The 18,547-nt window shown below is 69.6% G+C and carries 17 protein-coding genes; 10 read left to right on the top strand and 7 right to left on the bottom strand.

What is annotated here, in order from left to right; translation table 11 throughout:
* Positions 1-122: 122 nt before the first annotated feature.
* The 4 genes from ABJD39_RS02995 to ABJD39_RS02980 all read left to right on the top strand — a co-directional run bounded on the left by ABJD39_RS02995 (position 123) and on the right by ABJD39_RS02980 (position 5,367).
* Positions 123-419, top strand: coding sequence for a hypothetical protein (locus tag ABJD39_RS02995; RefSeq protein WP_348611965.1), 297 nt, complete (start codon positions 123-125; stop codon positions 417-419).
* 123 nt (positions 420-542) lie between these two features.
* Positions 543-1,076: a DUF5815 family protein gene (locus tag ABJD39_RS02990; RefSeq protein WP_348611962.1), complete on the top strand. Its 534-nt coding sequence runs from the start codon at positions 543-545 to the stop codon at positions 1,074-1,076.
* 175 nt (positions 1,077-1,251) lie between these two features.
* Positions 1,252-4,605, top strand: coding sequence for a carbamoyl-phosphate synthase large subunit (carB, locus tag ABJD39_RS02985; protein WP_348611959.1), 3,354 nt, complete (start codon positions 1,252-1,254; stop codon positions 4,603-4,605).
* A gap of 93 nt (positions 4,606-4,698) precedes the next feature.
* A complete protein-coding gene (locus tag ABJD39_RS02980; protein ID WP_348611956.1) occupies positions 4,699-5,367 on the top strand; it encodes an HD domain-containing protein in 669 nt (222 codons plus the stop codon).
* A 34-nt stretch (positions 5,368-5,401) separates the two neighbouring features.
* Here ABJD39_RS02980 and ABJD39_RS02975 read toward each other — a convergent pair whose 3' ends face one another.
* Complete coding sequence (locus ABJD39_RS02975; RefSeq protein ID WP_348611953.1) at positions 5,402-6,223, bottom strand: NAD(+)/NADH kinase; 822 nt, start codon at positions 6,221-6,223, stop codon at positions 5,402-5,404.
* Between the two features lie 202 nt (positions 6,224-6,425).
* On the opposite strand from ABJD39_RS02975, the gene ABJD39_RS02970 reads away from it, so the two are divergent.
* Positions 6,426-7,850, top strand: coding sequence for a KaiC domain-containing protein (locus ABJD39_RS02970; protein ID WP_348611950.1), 1,425 nt, complete (start codon positions 6,426-6,428; stop codon positions 7,848-7,850).
* Between the two features lie 284 nt (positions 7,851-8,134).
* Positions 8,135-8,626: a universal stress protein gene (locus ABJD39_RS02965; protein WP_348611947.1), complete on the top strand. Its 492-nt coding sequence runs from the start codon at positions 8,135-8,137 to the stop codon at positions 8,624-8,626.
* A gap of 54 nt (positions 8,627-8,680) precedes the next feature.
* On the opposite strand, the gene ABJD39_RS02960 is transcribed toward ABJD39_RS02965, so the two are convergent.
* Positions 8,681-9,385 carry a class I SAM-dependent methyltransferase gene (locus ABJD39_RS02960; protein ID WP_348611944.1) on the bottom strand — a complete coding sequence of 235 codons (705 nt, stop codon included), beginning with the start codon at positions 9,383-9,385 and terminating at the stop codon, positions 8,681-8,683.
* A 120-nt stretch (positions 9,386-9,505) separates the two neighbouring features.
* The gene (locus ABJD39_RS02955; protein WP_348611941.1) at positions 9,506-9,898 is read right to left on the bottom strand and encodes a PPOX class F420-dependent oxidoreductase; all 393 of its coding nucleotides are present in this window, start codon (positions 9,896-9,898) and stop codon (positions 9,506-9,508) included.
* A 295-nt stretch (positions 9,899-10,193) separates the two neighbouring features.
* Here ABJD39_RS02955 and ABJD39_RS02950 point away from each other — a divergent pair, with 295 nt between their 5' ends.
* Complete coding sequence (locus tag ABJD39_RS02950) at positions 10,194-10,466, top strand: MarR family transcriptional regulator (protein ID WP_222607189.1); 273 nt, start codon at positions 10,194-10,196, stop codon at positions 10,464-10,466.
* A 99-nt stretch (positions 10,467-10,565) separates the two neighbouring features.
* Entirely contained in the window at positions 10,566-11,480 is a 915-nt protein-coding gene (locus ABJD39_RS02945) for a glycosyltransferase family 2 protein (RefSeq protein WP_348611937.1), read from the top strand.
* A 41-nt stretch (positions 11,481-11,521) separates the two neighbouring features.
* Here ABJD39_RS02945 and ABJD39_RS02940 read toward each other — a convergent pair whose 3' ends face one another.
* Positions 11,522-12,355, bottom strand: coding sequence for an amidohydrolase family protein (locus ABJD39_RS02940; protein ID WP_348611935.1), 834 nt, complete (start codon positions 12,353-12,355; stop codon positions 11,522-11,524).
* Between the two features lie 213 nt (positions 12,356-12,568).
* Between ABJD39_RS02940 and thsA the strand changes: the two genes are divergently transcribed.
* Positions 12,569-14,128 (top strand): thermosome subunit alpha, encoded by a 1,560-nt coding sequence (thsA, locus tag ABJD39_RS02935; protein WP_348611932.1) that lies wholly within the window; start codon positions 12,569-12,571, stop codon positions 14,126-14,128.
* Positions 14,129-14,204: 76 nt separating this feature from the next.
* On the opposite strand, the gene ABJD39_RS02930 is transcribed toward thsA, so the two are convergent.
* From ABJD39_RS02930 to ABJD39_RS02920, 3 genes are read right to left on the bottom strand one after another with little or no spacing between them, the layout of a single operon-like run.
* Positions 14,205-14,801, bottom strand: coding sequence for a trimeric intracellular cation channel family protein (locus ABJD39_RS02930; RefSeq protein ID WP_348613687.1), 597 nt, complete (start codon positions 14,799-14,801; stop codon positions 14,205-14,207).
* A 39-nt stretch (positions 14,802-14,840) separates the two neighbouring features.
* Positions 14,841-15,674 carry an SAM hydrolase/SAM-dependent halogenase family protein gene (locus ABJD39_RS02925; protein ID WP_348611929.1) on the bottom strand — a complete coding sequence of 278 codons (834 nt, stop codon included), beginning with the start codon at positions 15,672-15,674 and terminating at the stop codon, positions 14,841-14,843.
* Between the two features lie 7 nt (positions 15,675-15,681).
* Entirely contained in the window at positions 15,682-16,245 is a 564-nt protein-coding gene (locus ABJD39_RS02920; protein ID WP_348611926.1) for a nicotinamide-nucleotide adenylyltransferase, read from the bottom strand.
* 166 nt (positions 16,246-16,411) lie between these two features.
* Between ABJD39_RS02920 and lonB the strand changes: the two genes are divergently transcribed.
* A complete protein-coding gene (gene lonB / locus ABJD39_RS02915) occupies positions 16,412-18,547 on the top strand; it encodes an ATP-dependent protease LonB (RefSeq protein ID WP_348611923.1) in 2,136 nt (711 codons plus the stop codon).

Here is an 18,547-nt window from a genome sequence, read left to right as displayed (position 1 = left end):
GTGCGCGACGGCGTGGCAAGTCGCTTGTGGATGGTCGGCGGCCAGCGGCCCGGCACCTCAACCTGTCGGCGCGAGGGAACCCGGCGGGAACGCTGAAACCGCTGGCGCACGAACGTGGCGACATGACGGACGACGACATCGAGGTCGACGTCGAGGTGGATGTGGAGGTCGACGGCGACGAACTGGAGGTCGAGGTCGGCGACGCCACCGAGTACGAGGCCGAACTGGAGACCGACGGGCTGGAGATCGAGGTGGAGGTGCAGGTGGAGCGCCACGGCGGGGGCGACGCCGAGGAACACGATCACGAGGACGAGGAACACGAAGAGCATGAAGAGGTCGGCGAGTCGGAACACGAATCCAACGTGGGTGCAGAGCCGGACCCCGACTCGGAGGGACCGGCCCACGAGAACTACGAGTGAACGCGGGCGACGGAGTCGTGGTCGAGGTTGTCGGTCGGACGCGACCCCGGCCGGAAGACGCGCGACCGCATCGGCGTCGGCGATGAACGCGCTTTTTAACCCACGCGGGCGCCAACGGCGGGTATGAGCGAACCGCGCGTCCCCGGAGGCGGGGACGACGCCGTCGAGCTGCCGTGCGGCGAGACGCGGCCGATGTCGGTGTTCGACCTCGGCATGCGCGAGTACGACTGCGCGTGCGGGGCGACCCACGGCGTCGTCACCGACGTGAATCCGCCCGAGCGCTTCCTCCCGGAGTTCCTCGTCACGACGCTGCGGGAGGCCGTCGAGACGACCAGCGAGGAGATGCCCGAGTTCGGAACGCCGCACCTGATGGGGGTCGTGCTGGAGGAGTTCCCCGACCGGGTGACGGCCGCCGACGCCAGCGAGAACCCCGACATGGGCTACTCGATGCTGTGGGTGACGGAGTTCGACTCGCGGCGCCTCCACGAGATCATCGTCGAGTTGGTGATCGAACTGATGGAGCACGCGGTGAGCCACGCGGACGACTCGACGGCGATGACGCAGTTCGAGGAGAAGATGCTCGAGTTCGACGTGGGCGAGTTCGTCGACCAGTACCGCGCGGAGCGGGATCTCGACGCCGACGACGTGTACGTCTGACCCGGCGTAGCCCCTTTCTGCCGCGGTTTCGGGTGCACTCCGACAGCGACGGCGACCGGGTGTCCGTCCGTGCAGCGCGGTGTGGTACGCCGTAGCATTACGAATTTCGTAACGTCGCTGCGAAAATCGGCACGAGTCGTGGTCCTTATTACGATGAGCGCACTCGGTGGCGGTAATGAGTCAGGACACCGACGGGGAGGACCGCACTATCCTCCTCATCGGCAGCGGGCCCATCCAGATCGGACAGGCGGCAGAGTTCGACTACTCCGGCGCGCAGGCGTGTCGCGCGCTGCAGGAGGAGGGCGCGCGAGTCGTCCTCGTCAACTCCAACCCGGCGACGATCATGACGGACCCGGAGATGGCGGACAAGGTGTACATCGAGCCGATCACGGTCGAGGCCATCTCCGAGGTCATCGCGAAGGAGGAGCCGGACGGCGTCATCGCCGGCCTCGGCGGTCAGACCGGTCTCAACGTCACGGCCGAGCTGGCCGAGGAGGGCGTGCTCGAGGAGTACGACGTGGAGATCATGGGCACGCCGCTGGACACCATCTACGCGACGGAGGACCGCGACCTGTTCCGCCAGCGCATGGAGGGGCTGGGCCAGCCGGTCCCCGCCTCGACGACCATCTCGCTGGACGAGGGCGAGGAGGTGGCCCAGCTGACCGAGGCCGACCTCCGCGAACGTGTCGAGGACGCCGTCGACGCCGTCGGCGGGCTTCCGGTCATCGCGCGTACCACCTACACCCTCGGCGGGAGCGGGTCGGGCGTCGTCGACGACATGGAGAAGCTGATCGACCGCGTGCGCAAGGGGCTGCGCCTCTCGCGCAACTCGGAGGTGCTCATCACCGAGTCCATCTCCGGGTGGGTCGAACTGGAGTACGAGGTGATGCGCGACGCGGACAACTCGTGTGTCATCATCTGCAACATGGAGAACCTCGACCCGATGGGGATCCACACGGGCGAGTCCACCGTCGTCACGCCCTCGCAGGTCATCCCCGACGACGGGCACCAGGAGATGCGCGACGCCGCCCTCGAAGTGATCCGCGACCTGGGCATCCAGGGCGGGTGTAACATCCAGTTCGCGTGGCGCGACGACGGCACCCCCGGCGGCGAGTACCGCGTCGTCGAGGTGAACCCGCGCGTGTCTCGCTCGTCGGCGCTGGCCTCGAAGGCGACCGGCTACCCCATCGCCCGCGTCACCGCGAAGGTCGCGCTCGGCAAGCGCCTCCACGAGATCACCAACGAGATCACCGGCGAGACGACGGCGGCGTTCGAGCCCGCGATCGACTACGTCGTGACGAAGGTGCCGCGCTGGCCCATCGACAAGTTCGAGGACACCGACTTCACGCTCTCGACGGCGATGAAGTCCACCGGCGAGGCGATGGCCATCGGGCGCACCTTCGAGGAGAGCCTGCTGAAGGCGTTGCGCTCCTCCGAATACGACCCCGCGGTCGACTTCGGCGACCTCGAGGACGAGGAACTCACCGAGGAGTACCTCGTCCGCCCCAGCCCCGACCGGCCGTACGCGATGTTCGAGGCGTTCGAGCGCGGCTTCGACGTGGCGGAGGTCGTCGAGGCGACCGGCATCTACGAGTGGTACGTCGAGCGGTTCGCGCGCATCGTCGAGGCGAGCAAGGAGGTCGTCGACGGGGAGTTCACGCCCGCGGCGATCGCCGGCTTCACCAACGCGGAGATCTCGGCGCTCGCGGGCAACGTCTTCGAGGACAGCAGCCTCACGTGGCTGCCGGAGACGCGCGGCGCGTGGCGCACCGCGGAGGCGACGGAGGCGGCCGCCGCCGGCGCCGCCGGCCTCGAGACCACCGACGACGGCGTTCCCGTCTCGGCCGCCCGCGCGGGCGTCGGCGAGGTCGAGGCGAACGTCCCCGGCCGGACGTACAAGCAGGTCGACACCTGTGCCGGCGAGTTCGAGGCGTCGACGCCGTACTACTACTCCTCGCGCAAGCCGGAGTGGTTCTCCGGTCCCTACGAGGGCGAGGCCGCCGGCGGCGAGCTCCGCGTCGACCGCGACGCCGAGAGCGTCGTCGTCGTGGGCGGCGGCCCCATCCGCATCGGGCAGGGCGTCGAGTTCGACTACTGCTCGGTCCACGCGGTGCGCGCGCTGCGCGAGCAGGGGATCGAGGCGCACGTCGTCAACAACAACCCCGAGACGGTCTCCACCGACTACGACACCTCCGACGGGCTGTTCTTCGAGCCCATCACCGCCGAGGAGGTCGCCGACGTGATCGAGGCGACCGCCGCCGACGGCGTGATGATCCAGTTCGGCGGGCAGACCTCCGTCGACATCGGCGAGCCGCTGCGCGATGAGTTGGAGCGCCGCGGCGTCGACTGCGACATCATGGGCACCTCGGTCGAGGCGATGGACCTGGCGGAGGACCGCGACCGCTTCAACCGCCTCATGGACGAGCGCGGCATCGCTCAGCCGGAGGGCGGCAGCGCGACCAGCGAGGAGGAGGCGCTGGAGCTTGCCCAGGAGTTGGGCTACCCGGTGCTGGTCCGCCCGAGCTACGTCCTCGGCGGGCGCGCGATGCGCGTCGTCGATGACGACGCGGAGCTGAAGGAGTACATCGAGGAGGCTGTCCGCGTCTCGCCGGACAAGCCGATCCTCGTCGACGAGTTCCTTGCGGACGCGGTCGAGCTCGACGTGGACGCCGTCTCGGACGGCGAGGACGTGCTCATCGGCGGCGTGATGGAGCACGTCGAGGCCGCGGGCGTCCACTCGGGCGACTCCGCGTGCGTCATCCCGCCGCGCTCGCTCGACGCGGAGACGATGACTCGCGTGCGCGAGGTGACCGAGGAGATCGCCGACGCGCTGGACACGGTCGGCCTCATGAACGTGCAGCTGGCCGTGCGGGACGGCGAGGTGTACGTGCTGGAGGCGAACCCGCGCTCCTCGCGCACGGTCCCGTTCGTCTCGAAGGCGACGGGCGTCCCGATCGCGAAGCTGGCCGCGCGCGTGATGGCCGGCGAGTCGCTGGCCGACATGGGTGTCGACGAGGCCGTCCCCGAGCACTTCTCCGTGAAGGAGGTCGTCCTCCCGTTCGACCGCCTGCCGAACTCGGACCCGCGCCTGGGTCCCGAGATGAAGTCGACGGGCGAGGTGATGGGCACGGCCAGCGACTTCGGCGTCGCCTACGGGAAGGCGCTCGACGCCGCCGGCCAGCGGCTCCCCGACGGCGGCACGGTCACCTTCGAGACGGTCGGCGACAGTCTCCCGCTGAAGGGGAGCGAGGAGTACGAACACCTCCGCGTGGGGCTGGAGGAGTACTACGACGTCGAACCCGTCGGCGACGTCGAGGAGGCGCTGCGCCGCGGCGACGTGGACCTGCTGATCTCCGACGAGGTCGACGCGCTGCGCGCGGCCGTCACCGAGGAGGTCGCGTACCTCTCGACGGCCGAGTCGGTCGAGGCGTCGCTGGAGGCGCTTGCCTCCCGCGGTAAGGACCTCGACGTGCTCGCGGTCTCGGAGCGCCCACGCCGCTTTGAGGCGTGGGGACGCGCGGACGACTAGCGGCGCGGGACGACCGCGACGCGCGACGAACGCCGCGACCCGTCGGCCGCAGCCGCGGACCGTTTTTTCACCGCTTCCCACGTACGGTCGCACATGAGCGACGACCGGACCGGCCCCGCGGGCACTCCCGACAGTTCGGATCCGCTACCCGTGGATCTCGCGGACGTGTTCCCTGCGTACGACGAGATCGACGATCCGGTCCTCCGCGCCGGTGTCCGCGACGCCTACGTGCTCGCGCTGGCCGAGACCGGGTGGGACGACCTGCGGGCGGTTCCGTGGCTCCCGGACGAGCAGGCGCGCCTCGGGCTTCCGGACGAAACGAGCGTCGAGCACGTCAACGACGTGGCCGCGCTGGCGACGGCGCTGGCGGACGAACTGCTCGCACGCCGCCCGGACCTGGGGATCGACCGCGACCTCGTCGTCGCCGGCGCGCTCGTCCACGACATCAGTAAGCTGTACGAGTTCGCTCCCGAGGACGCCGTCGACGGCGACGACACCGGAGAATCCGCCGGTGACACAGCGGACGACGACGACGGCTCGCATGGCACCGACTACTACGACCTCCTCGGGCACCCGTACGTCGGCGTCCACGTCTGCGAGGCGGCGGGGCTGCCGGTCGCGCTGTCGCACATCGTGCTCTCGCACACCGGACGGACAAGCGTGGAGCCGGCGACGCTAGAGGCCGAGGTCGTGAAGCACGCGGACGAGGTCGCCGGCGGGGCGATCCGATCGCGGGCGCTGGCGGACCTGCGCGACGCGTGAATCGGACGGTCGGGGACGTCCCGACCGGTACGGGTTACTGCAGCTTCCCGAGCGCCTCGAAGAAGTCAGATGAGGGGCCGGCGATCCGGACCGGCGGCTCGGTCGCCGCGACGGTCACCTCCGCGGGCACATCGAGAGTGCGCTGCCCCCGGCCGTCGGTGATGACGACCGCCTCGTCCGCGTCGGTGAGCGTGACGCTCACCGCGGCGTCGGGGTCCGCAAGCAGCGGCGGCATCCCGCCCTCGGCGCACATCTCGGTGACGACCAGCCCGTCGACCGACGGGTGAACGAGGGGACCGCCCTCCGAGAGGTTGTACGCGGTCGACCCCGTGGGGGTCGCGACGAGCACGCCGTCCGCGTGGCCGCTGGAGTACAGCGAGCCGTCGACGCGAACCTCGTAGCCGATCCCCCCGCCGCGGCCCCGGCGGCCGCCCTGGACGACGACCTCGTTGGCCGCCGGTTCCGAGCGCCAGCCGTCGCAGCTGGCGGCGAGGCGGGGTGCCTCCCGGACCCGTATTCCGTCGTCGCGGAAGGCGTCGACCTCCGCGAGCACGGTGTCGACGGCCTCCTCGGGGGCGACGGCGTTGAGAAAGCCCACTTCGCCGAGGTTCACGCCGAGGATCGGCACGCCGCCGGCGCCGCGGGCCGCGAACAGGAACGTCCCGTCGCCGCCGATGGACACGACGAGGTCGACGCCGTCCATGGCGGCGACGGGGGTCCCGTCGAGATCGAGTGTGTCGGCGGTCGCCTCGTCGACGGCGACGCGCACCTCGGCCTCGCGGAGCCTGTCGCGCAGGTCCTCCGCGAGGAACGCCGCGCGATTGTTCCCCTTCTGGGCGACGATGCCGACTTCCATACGCGCACGTCGCCATCCCCGGGCAAAAAGCCATCCGACAGCGGTCCACTGCCCGCACGCGGCTCCGACGGGTCACTGGGGAACATTCATGCCCGCGGACCGTCTCCGAGATGACGATGAGCGAACGGCCGACGACGGTGTACGGTGCCCGCGACCGGCTACGGCGGGCGCTGGTCGGTCGGACTCGCGGGAGGGATCGACCGTGAGCGACGACGATTGGTTCGAACGCGGGCTCCGCGAGGCCGAGCAGGACGACGGTGAGGAGGGGGCGAATGACGGCGAAACGGGAGCGGACACCGGCGAGGACGGCGCTGCCGACCCCAATAACGGGCCTGACGACGAACGAGCGGGCGTCGGAGGCGCGTCCGACGACGGGCAGGAAGGCGCGGTCCCGAGCGATTCGGCGTTCGATGCCGACCTCGACCCGGCCGAGGAGGGATTCGACGATATCGACGACGGCTCGTTCGACGGGGACGGGTTCGGCGGCGACGAGTTCGACGAGGACGGGTTCGGCGGCGACGAGTTCGACGAGGACGGGTTCGGTGACCTTGACGGGAGTGGCGACATCGACGACGGCGCCGGCGGCGAGACTCCGAGCCGTTCGACGCGCGACGCGGAACCGGACCAGCCGGCGGAGTCGGCCGCGCCGGACGACGCCGACCCCTTCGGCGGCGCGGATCAAGACTCGGACGGAACTGTGTCCGACGACCCCGCCCCCGTCGACGGGGACGAGGGCCCGGCGGACGACCCGTTCGGCGATGACTTCGGCGCGGCGATGCAGCGTGCGCCCGGATCCGGGGGTCCGGACGGGGGTGTGCCGGGAGGCGGCGACGGCTTCGACGGCGGGTTCGGGGACTTCGGCGGCGGGTTCGGCGGCGACGACTTCGGGGGCGGCGGGCCCGAGTTCGACGAGGAGGAGTTCGACTCGGATATCGCCCGTATCGACATCGGTATCGAGGGGCTCGACGAGATGATCCTCGGCGGTGTCCCCGAGCGGTCGCTGATGACCGTCATCGGGAGCGCGGGAACCGGCAAGACGACGTTCGGGCTCCAGTTCCTCAACGAGGCGCTGGAGAACGGCGGCAACGGCGTCTACATCACGCTGGAGGAGTCACGCGAGGCGATCCTCTCGACGGCCGAGGAGAAGGGCTGGGAGTATCGCCGGTACGCCGAGGCGGACCGCCTCGCGGTCGTCGCGATGGATCCCATCGAGATGGCGAACTCGCTGGACTCCATCCGGGACGACATCTCCCGGCTCGTCACCGAGTTCGGGGCCGACCGCCTCGTGCTCGACTCCGTCTCCCTCCTGGAGATGATGTACGATCACCCGAGCAAGCGCCGCTCGGAGGTGTTCGACTTCGCCCGCTCGCTGAAGCAGGCCGGCGTGACGACGATGCTGACGAGCGAGGCCTCCCAGGAGAACTCCTTCGCCTCCCGCCACGGCATCGTGGAGTACCTCACCGACGCCGTGTTCGTCCTGCAGTACGTTCGCCCGTCGGACTTCCGGGAAACCCGCCTCGCCGTCGAGATCCAGAAGATCCGCGACGCGAACCACTCGCGCGAGACCAAGCCCTACGAGATCATGAACGACGGGATCTCGGTGTACCGGCAGGCGAACATCTTCTGAGGAACCGGTTTCACGACGGGGAGGTCCTTGGTCGCTGCCGACGACCTGCGGGAACGGTCGCCGCGCACCCCTCTCGGGGCGTCAGTGCCGCGCCTTCCTCGGCGAAGACGCCTCCGTCGTGACCACCGACCCGTCGGTCCGACGATTCCAAATCTCGATCCATCACGAACGTCACCAATATAATGGACATTCACGCGGCATACAGTCTATAATAGTCGATAATGTATGGATATCCGGCGCAAGCATGGACAAATATTTGGTGCTGGCGCCATTTCGGTGTCGTAATGGCAACTACGAGTTCGAGTATCGACGCGGCGGACGATCGGTCGGTCGGATCGAGTGCGGCACCGGCCGGCACGTTCGACCGCGTGCTTCTCGCGGTCGACGGCGACACGGACGAACGGGTACACGGGGTAGCGATCTCGCTGGCGGCCGCACACGGCGCGGAGTTGGACGCGCTGTCGGTCGTCCCGATGGACGTGTCGGTGGACCACTGGGACATGGTCGTCGAGCGGCGCGAGGACGAGGCGGAGGCGGCGCTCGACGCCGTCGGCGACGCCGGCCGAGAGACGGACGTTCCGGTACGCAAGCAGCTTCGCTACGGCACGCCGGCCGAGGAGATCGGCCTGTACGCCGACGGCAACGACGTCGACCTCGTCGTCGTCGCCGAGCCGAACCGGAGCGGGCTCAAACGACTGTTCTCCCCGTCAAACCTGGCGAGCAACGTGCGGGATGCGACCGACGTGCCGGTGGTCTCCGTGCCGACGAACGAGTGACGTGCGGCGGTAGCTCACGGTTCGAAACGCCGAAGCCGGCGCCGATCGCGCGTCTCAGACCTCGGCAGTCCAGTAGGAGACCGACGAGAGTTTCTCCCCGATCGCGTTGCTCCCGATGGTCTGATCGAGCGACCAGAACGGGTCGGCGACGGCGTTGGGAACCTCGCGGTAGAAGCCGTACGGGAACACGAAGTCGTGGTCGGCGTGATGGAGATGCAGCCCGGCACCGTCGACGAGTCGCTCGACCTCCTCGCGCCCGTACAGCCGTGACCCCATCGGAAGCGCCCAGTTGTACAGCACGCGGAAGGAGGACCCCCGGAACGTGTCGAAGAAGACGACGTCCTTCGAGACGCGGGCCATCTCCGCGAGGAACTTCGCTGGGGTGTCCGCGAGGTGGAAGAAGCGCATCGCGAACACGGCGTCGAAGTGGTCGTCGGGGAACGGAAGCCGGGCGGCGTCGCCCCGCATGAACTCGACGCTCGACTCCAGGCCGGCCCGGCGGGCCTTCTCGCGGCCCTGCGCCAGCATCGCGTCGGAGATGTCGAGGCCGACGATGTCGGCGCCACGCTCGGCGAGCATCACGGTGAACCGTCCGGTGCCGCAGGCGATCTCGAGCACGCGCTCGTCGTCGACCGGCCCGAGCGCCTCGAGCACGGCACGCTTCTCGCGGCGGTCGATGAGCCGTCCGCCCTTCGAGAACCGCTTGTCGTCGTACTCCTCGGCGACCGAGTCGGCCTGGTACCACTCCTGGCCCTTCACACTACCTCGGGGTGCTCGGGCGAGCGGTAAAACGATACTGATACCCCGACGACCGGGATGCCGTCTGCCGGCCTCGCCCCTCGGGGTCGATCGGACTCGGAGCCGCGATCGCCAGATCGCTCATCCGCTGGTACTGATCCGCTCCGTCGGGATACGGACGATGACACGCGGCCCGGACTCCTCGCCGTGGTGGGGGTACTCGTCGACGTCGAAGTAGCGCCTCGCCAGTTCGTCGATGTGTTCGACGGCGCCCTCCTCCGTGAGTTCGGCCTCGCCCATGACCGACACGTAGCGGTACGGATCGTCGGGGTCGGTGACCGAGAGCCCGACCTTCGGATTGTTCCGGATGTTCCGTTCCTTGCGGCGCCCGCGGGCGGTGTTCACGAGCACGTACTCTCGGTCCTCGTGGTCGACCCACACCGGCGTGACCTGCGGGGTGCCGTCCGGCATGACCGTCGAGAGGTGGGCGAACGATTCCGACTCGAAGATGTCGACGTGCGACTCGGGGATCACGTGCGCCCTTCTCGCTCGGGATCTACTTGGTCGTTGGCGTCGCGAGCGTGTGATCATACCGGAACGGGCCGTCATTTCAGTGGAGTGTCGGTTATATCGCCGACTGCGTACTCGGTCCTGAACGGTCGGCGTTCCGACACTGCCGATCGGAATCCGTCGCTTACTGCCGACTAGACTGTCCGAGACGACAGATATCGCTTGAATCGACGGCGTGATATAATGCGTATAAGGGATATGCAGGGGTTGGGCTTGTATTGAGGCAACCTTTACCAGCACCCTCGAACTCCGATGAGGTATGAGCACCAGTACCGCGGACCCGGACGCCGCAGACGCGCTCACCGACACCGAATATCGCGATCTCCTCAGCGATCTCCCGCCGAGCGCGAAGCTCGTCGCCAAGGTCCTCGAGGGCGACGCGCCGCTCTCGCAGGGTCAACTGGCCGAGGAGTCGCTGCTCCCCGACCGCACCGTACGCTACGCCCTCAACCGGCTGGAAGAGCAGGGGCTCGTCGGCTCGCGCTACTCGTTCAAGGACGCGCGCAAGCAGGTCTACTACCTGAACCGCTAACCGATCGAACTCCGCCGCCTCGTCGCCGGCGGCCGTGCGTTCGCCCCGGATCCCGAGCGGAATCCCCCCTTTTAAGTCTCCGACTTCCTACCGTGAGCTATGGAGCTCTCGGTGGTCGTCCCGACGCTCAACGGTCGGGACAGGCTGGCGGTCGCCCTCGACGCGCTGGCGGCCGTCGCGCCGGACGTGGAGGTGATCGTGGTGAACGGCCCCTCCGCCGACGGGACGACCGGGATGGTGCGCGACCGCGACGACGTGGACGTCCTCGTCGAGATCGCGGCGCGCAACGTGAACGTCGCCCGCAACGCGGGCCTCGAAGTGGCAGAGGGGGATGCGATCGCGTTCCTCGGGTACGACCACGAGCTGGAGCCGGGGTGGCGAACGGCTGTCGAGGAGGCGTTCGCCGAGGGCGCGTCTGTCGTCACCGGACCGCTTCGGCGGACGGTGCGCGGCGGCGCGACCAGCGACGGGTTGGAGCGTCGGCGGATCGCCGACCGGGAGGTGTCGTACTTCAACGGCCGCAACGTCGCCTTCGCGCGGCCCGTGCTGGACGAGTTGGACGGCTTCGACGAGTACCTGGAGACCGGCGGCGCGCGCGACGCCGCCCACCGCCTCGCGGGGATGGGCGTGGACGTGACCTGGCACGCCGATGTCGCGGCCCGACGCCGCACGGAGGCCACCGACGGCGGGATCGAGCGCCGCGATCTCGGCTGGAAGTACCGGGCGCTCGCGTACCGGCTCACGAAGAACTACGGGCTTCGCCCGACGGTGCTCCGACGAACGATCAGCCACGCCGTCGGCGACGCCGCGGGCGCAATGGGGGACGTGCTCGGCGGCGACGCGACCCCCACCTCATGGGCACGAAACGGGCGCGACGTGGTCGCGGGGATCTCCGCGGGCGCGTCCGACGGGTTCGTCGCTCGCGCGCGAGACCGCTCTCCCAAGCGGAACCCGAACGGGGTCACCACGCGCGCCGACCGGGCCGTCGCGCGGTACGACCGGCGAACGGACTAGGCGGTCATGCGGGGTCAGAACCACTAGGCGGTCGATACGGGTCAGGCGTCGGCGCCGGGCGCCAGTCCCTCGATGACGCGCGCGGCGTTCTTCGAGAGCGCGCGGTCGAGCAGGTCCTCGGACACGTCGAGTGTAAGCACCTCCATCACGCCCACGTCAGGGTGGGTATCGGGCGCCCCCGAGCCGAACAGGACGCGGTCGGGGTGTTCCAACAGTCCGCGTTCGAGGACGTCCCGGAACCGCACGAACGCGGTGTCGACGTAGAGATCGTCGTACGAGTCCAACAGCTCCAGCGCCTCGTCCATCAGCGCTCGGTCGAGCGGGTAGCCACCGAACGACGAGAGGATCACCGGGAAGTCGTACGACAGCACCGTTTCGGCGACCGCGTCGGGCGGATAGCCGCGCCCGCCGTGGACGAGCACGGGCTCGCCGGCGGCCGCGATCTGTTCGAGCGTCGCCTCCGTGGGGAGCCCGTCGTTCACCGGGTCGAGCACGAAGCCGTGGAGGCGGCTGTCGTAGGCGTACTGCTCCACGTCGCCGGGGTCGGTGTGGTGATCCGCGGGGGCGGCCGTGAGGTTTCGTAGCCGGGAAACGGCGGAGTCGCCCGGGTCGCGCGGGCCGTTCAGCCGCGCCATCGCGCGGAACGGTCGGTCGACCGAGAGGCGCGCGACGGCGTTGTTCGCGCGGAGGTACCCCTCGCCCGCCGGGCGCGGCCCCGGCGCGACCGCCGACTGCACGACGCCCGCCTGGTGCATCTCGCGCTGAAGCCGCTCGGGGGAGATATCGCGCCCGCGGGAGGCGACGACCGCTCCGTCGTCGGGGTCGAGGCGGGCGTGCACGTCGACCGCGCGGAACCCGTGCTCCAACTCCAGCATCTATCCCCTCCCAACGACCCGCTCGACTTGAGTGTTGCAGTCTCCGGGCGGGTGGTGTCGTCCCCGAGCGTCGCGCCGTCGGTTCCGGGACGATCCGCCGGCGACGCTGTTGCGAGCTATCACGGCGTAGTCGGGTAGTTTCCGCGGCGATCGTCTACGATAACTTCATATCGAACCGCGACCATTCTACTCGTTGATCATTCCATGAGTTACATGCAGCAGCCCCTCTACGTCCTGACGGAGTCGACCCAGCGCACCAGCGGCGCCGACGCGCGCCGGTCGAACGTCGCCGCCGGCCGAGCCGTCGCGGCCGCGGTCCGAACGACGCTCGGGCCCCGCGGCATGGACAAGCTGCTCGTCGATTCCTCGGGCACCGTCGTCGTCACGAACGACGGCGCGACGATCCTCGGCGAGATGGACATCGAGCACCCCGCCGCGCGGATGCTCGTCGAGGTCGCCGAGTCACAGGAGGCGGCGGTCGGCGACGGCACGACGACCGCCGCGATACTGGCGGGCGAGCTGCTCGCGCGCGCCGAGGACCTCCTCGACGACGACATCCACGCGACGGCCGTCGTCGAGGGATATCACGAGGCGCTCCGGCTCGCACTGGACGCCGTCGACGGAATGCGGATCGACGACGAGATCGACCGCGAGGCGCTCGTGACGGTCGCCGAGTCCGCCATGACCGGCAAGGGCACGGGCGATATCGCCACCGGCGTGCTCGCGGAGATCGTCGTCGACGCGGTGCTCCAGGTGGCCGACGACGACCGCCGTGTCGACCGCGACGACATCCGGGTGTTCACCCGGACGGGCGCCTCCGCGGCCGCGACCGAACTCGTCCGTGGCGTCGTCTTCGAAGGGGAACCCGCCAACGACACCATGCCCCGCAGCGTCGAGGACGCGACCGTCGCGGTGCTGGACACGAAGCTCGATGTCCGCTCGGGCGAGGTCGACACCGAGTACACGATCACCTCCGTCGAGCAACTCGACGCCGCTCTCTCCGCGGAGGACGCCGAGCGTCGCGGTATCGCCGAGACGCTCTCGGCGGCCGGCGTCGACGTGGTGGTCTGCTCGAAGAAGATCTCCGACCCCGTCGCCGCGTACCTCGCCGACGTCGGAATCCTGGCATTCTCGAACGTGAAGGGGAGCGAGGCGCGCGCGTTCGCCCGCGCGACCGGCGCGCGTCGGCTGGGAACGCTCGCCGGCATCGAGGCCGGGGACCTCGGCGCCGCCGCGTCCGTCCGCGTCGAGCGCCACGGCGGCGACGACGTGACCTTCCTCGAGGGGAGCGACGACTCTCGTACCGTCACGCTGTACGTTCGCGGCTCGACCGACCACGTGGTCGACGAGACCGAGCGGGCGATCGACGACGCCCTCGGCGTGACGGTCGCCGCCTCCGAGGACGGCGAGATCGTCCCCGGCGCCGGCGCCGTCGAGATCGCGATCGCCGATCGGGTCCGCTCGGGCGCCAACGCGGTCACCGGCCGGAAGGCGCTGGCGGTCGAGGCGTTCGCGGACGCCGTGGACGCGATCCCGCGCACGCTCGCGGAGAACGCCGGCCTCGACCCCATCGACGCGCTGGTCGATCTGCGCGCGCGTCACGAGCGCGAGGGCGTCGCCGGCATCGTCATCGACGGCCCGTCCGTCGAGATAACCGACCCCCGCGACGAGCACGTCGTCGACCCCGCGGCCGTCAAGCGCGAGGCGCTCGAGTCCGCCACCGAGGCGGCGACGATGATCCTCCGCATCGACGACGTGATCGCGGCGAACTGAGCGCGCGACGCGGACGTCGGTTCCACGTGTTCGGGGAGGTTTTCACGATTTCGAGGGAGATCCGACGAGTGCCGAGTCAGATGTTCGGCAGCGACCACCCGCGCCGAACCGCGAGCAGCCGGAGGCCGAACACGCCGACTGCGACACCCAGCGTCGCGGTCGCGGCGCGAACCCCGGCCGAACTGGCGACGACGTAGGCGACGCCGCCGAGCAGCGCGGGCGTCGCGTAGAAGTCCTCCCGGAGCACGACTGGCACCCTCGCGAGTAACAAGTCGGACAACGAGCCGCCGCCGACGCCGGTGAGCGTCGCGGTGACGACGATACCGAACGCCGAGAGGCCGGCATCTGCGCCGACGGCCGCGCCGGAGGCGGCGAACGCCGCGAGCCCGACCGCGTCGGCGACGAGGAACGCCGGGTGATCGCGGACGCGGCCCGCCCCTCCGGACAACGCCCACGCGACGAGGAGGCCGATGCCGACGCCCGCGAGGACGACCAGCACGTCGCCCGTCGAGCGGAGCGCGGCGGGCACGCGCCCGACGAGCACGTCGCGGATGGTGCCCCCGCCGAGCGCGGTGAGGACGCCCAGCGTCGCGACGCCGAACGGGTCGAGGTCCGCGTCTGCGCCCTTGAGCGAGCCCGCGACGGCGAACGCAAACAGGCCGACGAGGTTCATCGCGGCGACCGCGTCGGCGGCGGAGACGACGGCCACGGGTCAGGCCGTCGGCACCGTCGCCGCGACGGCCTCCTCGAAGGAGAGCGTCACGGCCCGCCCCGGCGCCAGGTCGAACGCCTCGTCGCCGCGCCCCTGGTTCGCGTCGCACTCCACGAAGCCGTGACTGCCGACGGTGACCAGCGGGTCGTGTTTGTCCACGTCGGCGAACGTCTCGACGACGGGCACCTCGCGGACCCCGGCGGCCGTCTCGACCGCAATGGTCTCGCCGACGCGTCCGTCGAGGAACGAGCCGGGGACGTTCGTGACGGCGTTGCCGAAGTCGTCGACGACGAGCACCTCGCCGGCGGCCGTTTCGGCTTCGACCCACGCGCTCGGGATCGCGTAGTCGTCGTAGTCGTCGACCCGGACGAACCCGTCGAGGGACTCGATTCCGTCGACGCCGGCCTCGTGGACGCGGGCGGCCGCAGGCGCGAACACGTCGCGCCCGTGGAAGGTGCTGGATCGCGGCTCGTCGTCGTCGACCGCGAACACCTCGATCGCCTCCGCGGGATCCGTGTCGGGGCCGACGCTGGCGTCCGCCAGCGCGCGAGCCGGGGGGAGCAGGCAGCCGTTGTCGGGGCCGACGAGCGCGTGGTCGCCCGCGCGGACGCAGACGGCCGCGCGGTCGGTGCCGACGCCGGGATCGACGACGACGAGGTGAACGCCCGGCGGGAACTCCGGGAGGACGAAGCGAAGCCAGAACGCGGCCGCCCGAGGGTCGCCTTGCGGCAGGTCATGGGCCACGTCAACGAGATCCGTGATGCCGTGTGATCGGAGCACACCTTTCATCGCGGCGGGATACGGCGAGCCGAAGTCGGAAGCGAGCGTCAGCATCGGGGGATCACGCCGGATCGGCCGACGAGCTGTCGTGGTCGAACTCGAGGGAGTCACCCGTTCCGTTGGCATCGGAGGAGGCCACCTGACGGATGCGGTCGACGCCGTCGATCTCGACGATCGTCTCGGCGACCTCGGCAGGGACGAGCTCCTTCCAGCCGTCGCCGCGGATCATGCGCTGGCGGAGCTCGCTCCCCTCCAGTACCTCGCGCCGGAACATCGGCGAGGAGCGCACCTCGACGCCGGCCTCCTCGAACAGGCGGACCACGAGGGGATTGTTCGAGTACGCCACGTCGAACTTCGGCGACATCGACTGGACGTGGCTCACCCATACCGAGTTGCGCTCCAGGTCCTCGATCGGAACCACGTAGGTGGTCACGTCGAGGTCCGCCAGCGACTTCGTCACCATCATGACGCGCTCGCCGGCGGTGAACGGGTTTCGCCGGGTGTGTGAGTCGCCCGCGGAGCCGATGCCCAAGACGAGTTCGTCCACCTCGCCGGCGATCTCCTCGACCATGTGGTGGTGGCCGTTGTGGTACGGCTGGAACCGCCCGATGTAGAACCCCCGCATGCGTGGACGTATCTCACGGCGAGTTTAAAAGCCCGGCGAGTGGCGCGGGCAGCGACGAGTGTCGGTTTCAGCGCCGCTATCGCCGGTTCGCGTTCGGGTGGGCGCGGCTCACAGGGGGAGAAAGTATATGAATCGACAGACCCTGTTTCTCGGTAGCGACGATTCTATGAGCAACGACCGAAACGACAGCCGGGACGACGGTGATGTCCTCGATCCGGAGGACGCCCCTGCCGATCGCGACCCCGAGTCGAACGGGGTCGACGGCGGGCGGTCCGGCGGCACGACCGGCGGCCGGTCGGTGGGTGCCTCCAACGATCCCTCCGACCAGGAGGCCGACATCGACGACCTCGGGAGCGACGTCGAGATCGACGCCGAGATCGACGAGGAGATCGCGGAGGACCACCTCCTCGGCGGCCTCCTGATCGACTCGACGGACGACATCGAGGTCCCCGATCGTCTGGTCGACCAGGTGATCGGGCAAGAGCACGCCCGCGACGTGGTGATGAAGGCCGCCAAACAGCGGCGCCACGTGATGATGATCGGCTCGCCCGGGACGGGCAAGTCGATGCTCGCGAAGGCGATGTCCGAACTGCTCCCCAAGGAGGAGCTGCAGGACGTGCTCGTGTATCACAACCCCGACGACGGCAACAACCCCAAGGTGCGGACGGTGCCCTCGGGGAAGGGCGAACAGATCGTGGAGGCCCACAAGGAGGAGGCCAGAAAGCGCAACCAGATGCGCAGCTTCCTCATGTGGATCATCATCGCGGTGGTGCTGGGCTACTCGCTGCTCGTCGTGAGCAACATCCTGCTCGGCATCCTCGCGGCCGGTATCATCTACCTCGCGTTCCGCTACGGCTCGCGCGGCAGCGACTCGATGATCCCGAACCTCCTCGTCAACAACGCCGACGAGAAGTCGGCGCCGTTCGAGGACGCCACCGGCGCCCACGCCGGCGCGCTGCTGGGCGACGTGCGCCACGACCCGTTCCAGTCGGGCGGGATGGAGACGCCGAGCCACGACCGCGTCGAGGCCGGCGCCATCCACAAGGCGAACAAGGGTGTTCTGTTCGTCGACGAGATCAACACCCTCGACATCCGGTCCCAGCAGAAGCTGATGACCGCGATCCAGGAGGGCGAGTTCTCCATCACCGGCCAGTCCGAGCGCTCCTCGGGCGCGATGGTCCAGACGGAGCCGGTCCCGACGGACTTCATCATGATCGCGGCGGGGAACCTCGACGCGATGGAGCACATGCACCCGGCGCTGCGCTCGCGCATCAAGGGGTACGGCTACGAGGTGTACATGGACGACACCATCGACGACACTCCCGAGATGCGCCGCAAGTACGCCCGCTTCGTGGCCCAGGAGGTCGCCAAGGACGGCCGTCTGCCGGCGTTCAGCCAGGAGGCCATCGAGGAGGTCATCCTCACCGCGCGCCGCCGCGCCGGCCGGAAGGGTCACCTCACCCTGGAGCTGCGGAACCTCGGCGGGCTGGTCCGTGTCTCGGGCGACATCGCCCGGGGCGAGGACGCCGACCGCGTCACTCGAGACCACGTGCTCCAGGCGAAGGGCCGCTCGCGCTCCATCGAACAGCAGCTCGCCGACGACTACATCGAGCGGCGCAAGGACTACGAGCTCCAGGTCGCCGACGGCTACCAGGTCGGCCGCGTGAACGGACTGGCCGTCATGGGTCAGGACTCGGGGATCATGCTCCCGGTCATGGCCGAGGTCACGCCCTCGCAGGGGCCCGGCCAGGTGATCGCCACCGGCCAGCTTCAGGAGATGGCCGAGGAGTCCGTCCAGAACGTCTCGGCGATCATCAAGAAGTTCTCCGACGAGGACATCACCGAGAAGGACATCCACATCCAGTTCATCCAGACCGGTCAGCAGGGCGTCGACGGCGACTCCGCGTCCATCACGGTCGCGACCGCCGTCATCTCCGCCTTAGAGGAGATGGGCGTCGACCAGAACCTCGCGATGACGGGCTCGCTGTCGGTCCGGGGCGACGTGCTCCCGGTCGGAGGCGTCACCCACAAGATCGAGGCGGCCGCCAAGTCCGGCTGTGACACGGTCATCATCCCGAAGGCCAACGAGCAGGACGTGATGATCGAGGACGAGTACAAGGAGATGGTCGAGATCATCCCGGTCTCGCACATCTCGGAGGTACTCGACATCGCGCTGGAGGGCGAGCCCGAGAAGGACTCGCTCGTCGCGCGCCTCAAGAGCATCACCGGCTCCGCGCTGGAGAAGACCGGCGAGGGCGCCGGCACCGGCACCGCGGGTCCGACCAGTCCCAGCCCGCAGTAG

The organism is Halobaculum rarum, assembly GCF_040025155.1.
Classification (GTDB): domain Archaea; phylum Halobacteriota; class Halobacteria; order Halobacteriales; family Haloferacaceae; genus Halobaculum; species Halobaculum rarum.
Note: the sequence above shows the minus strand (reverse complement) of the source record. Positions and strands in the feature narration are given on the sequence as shown.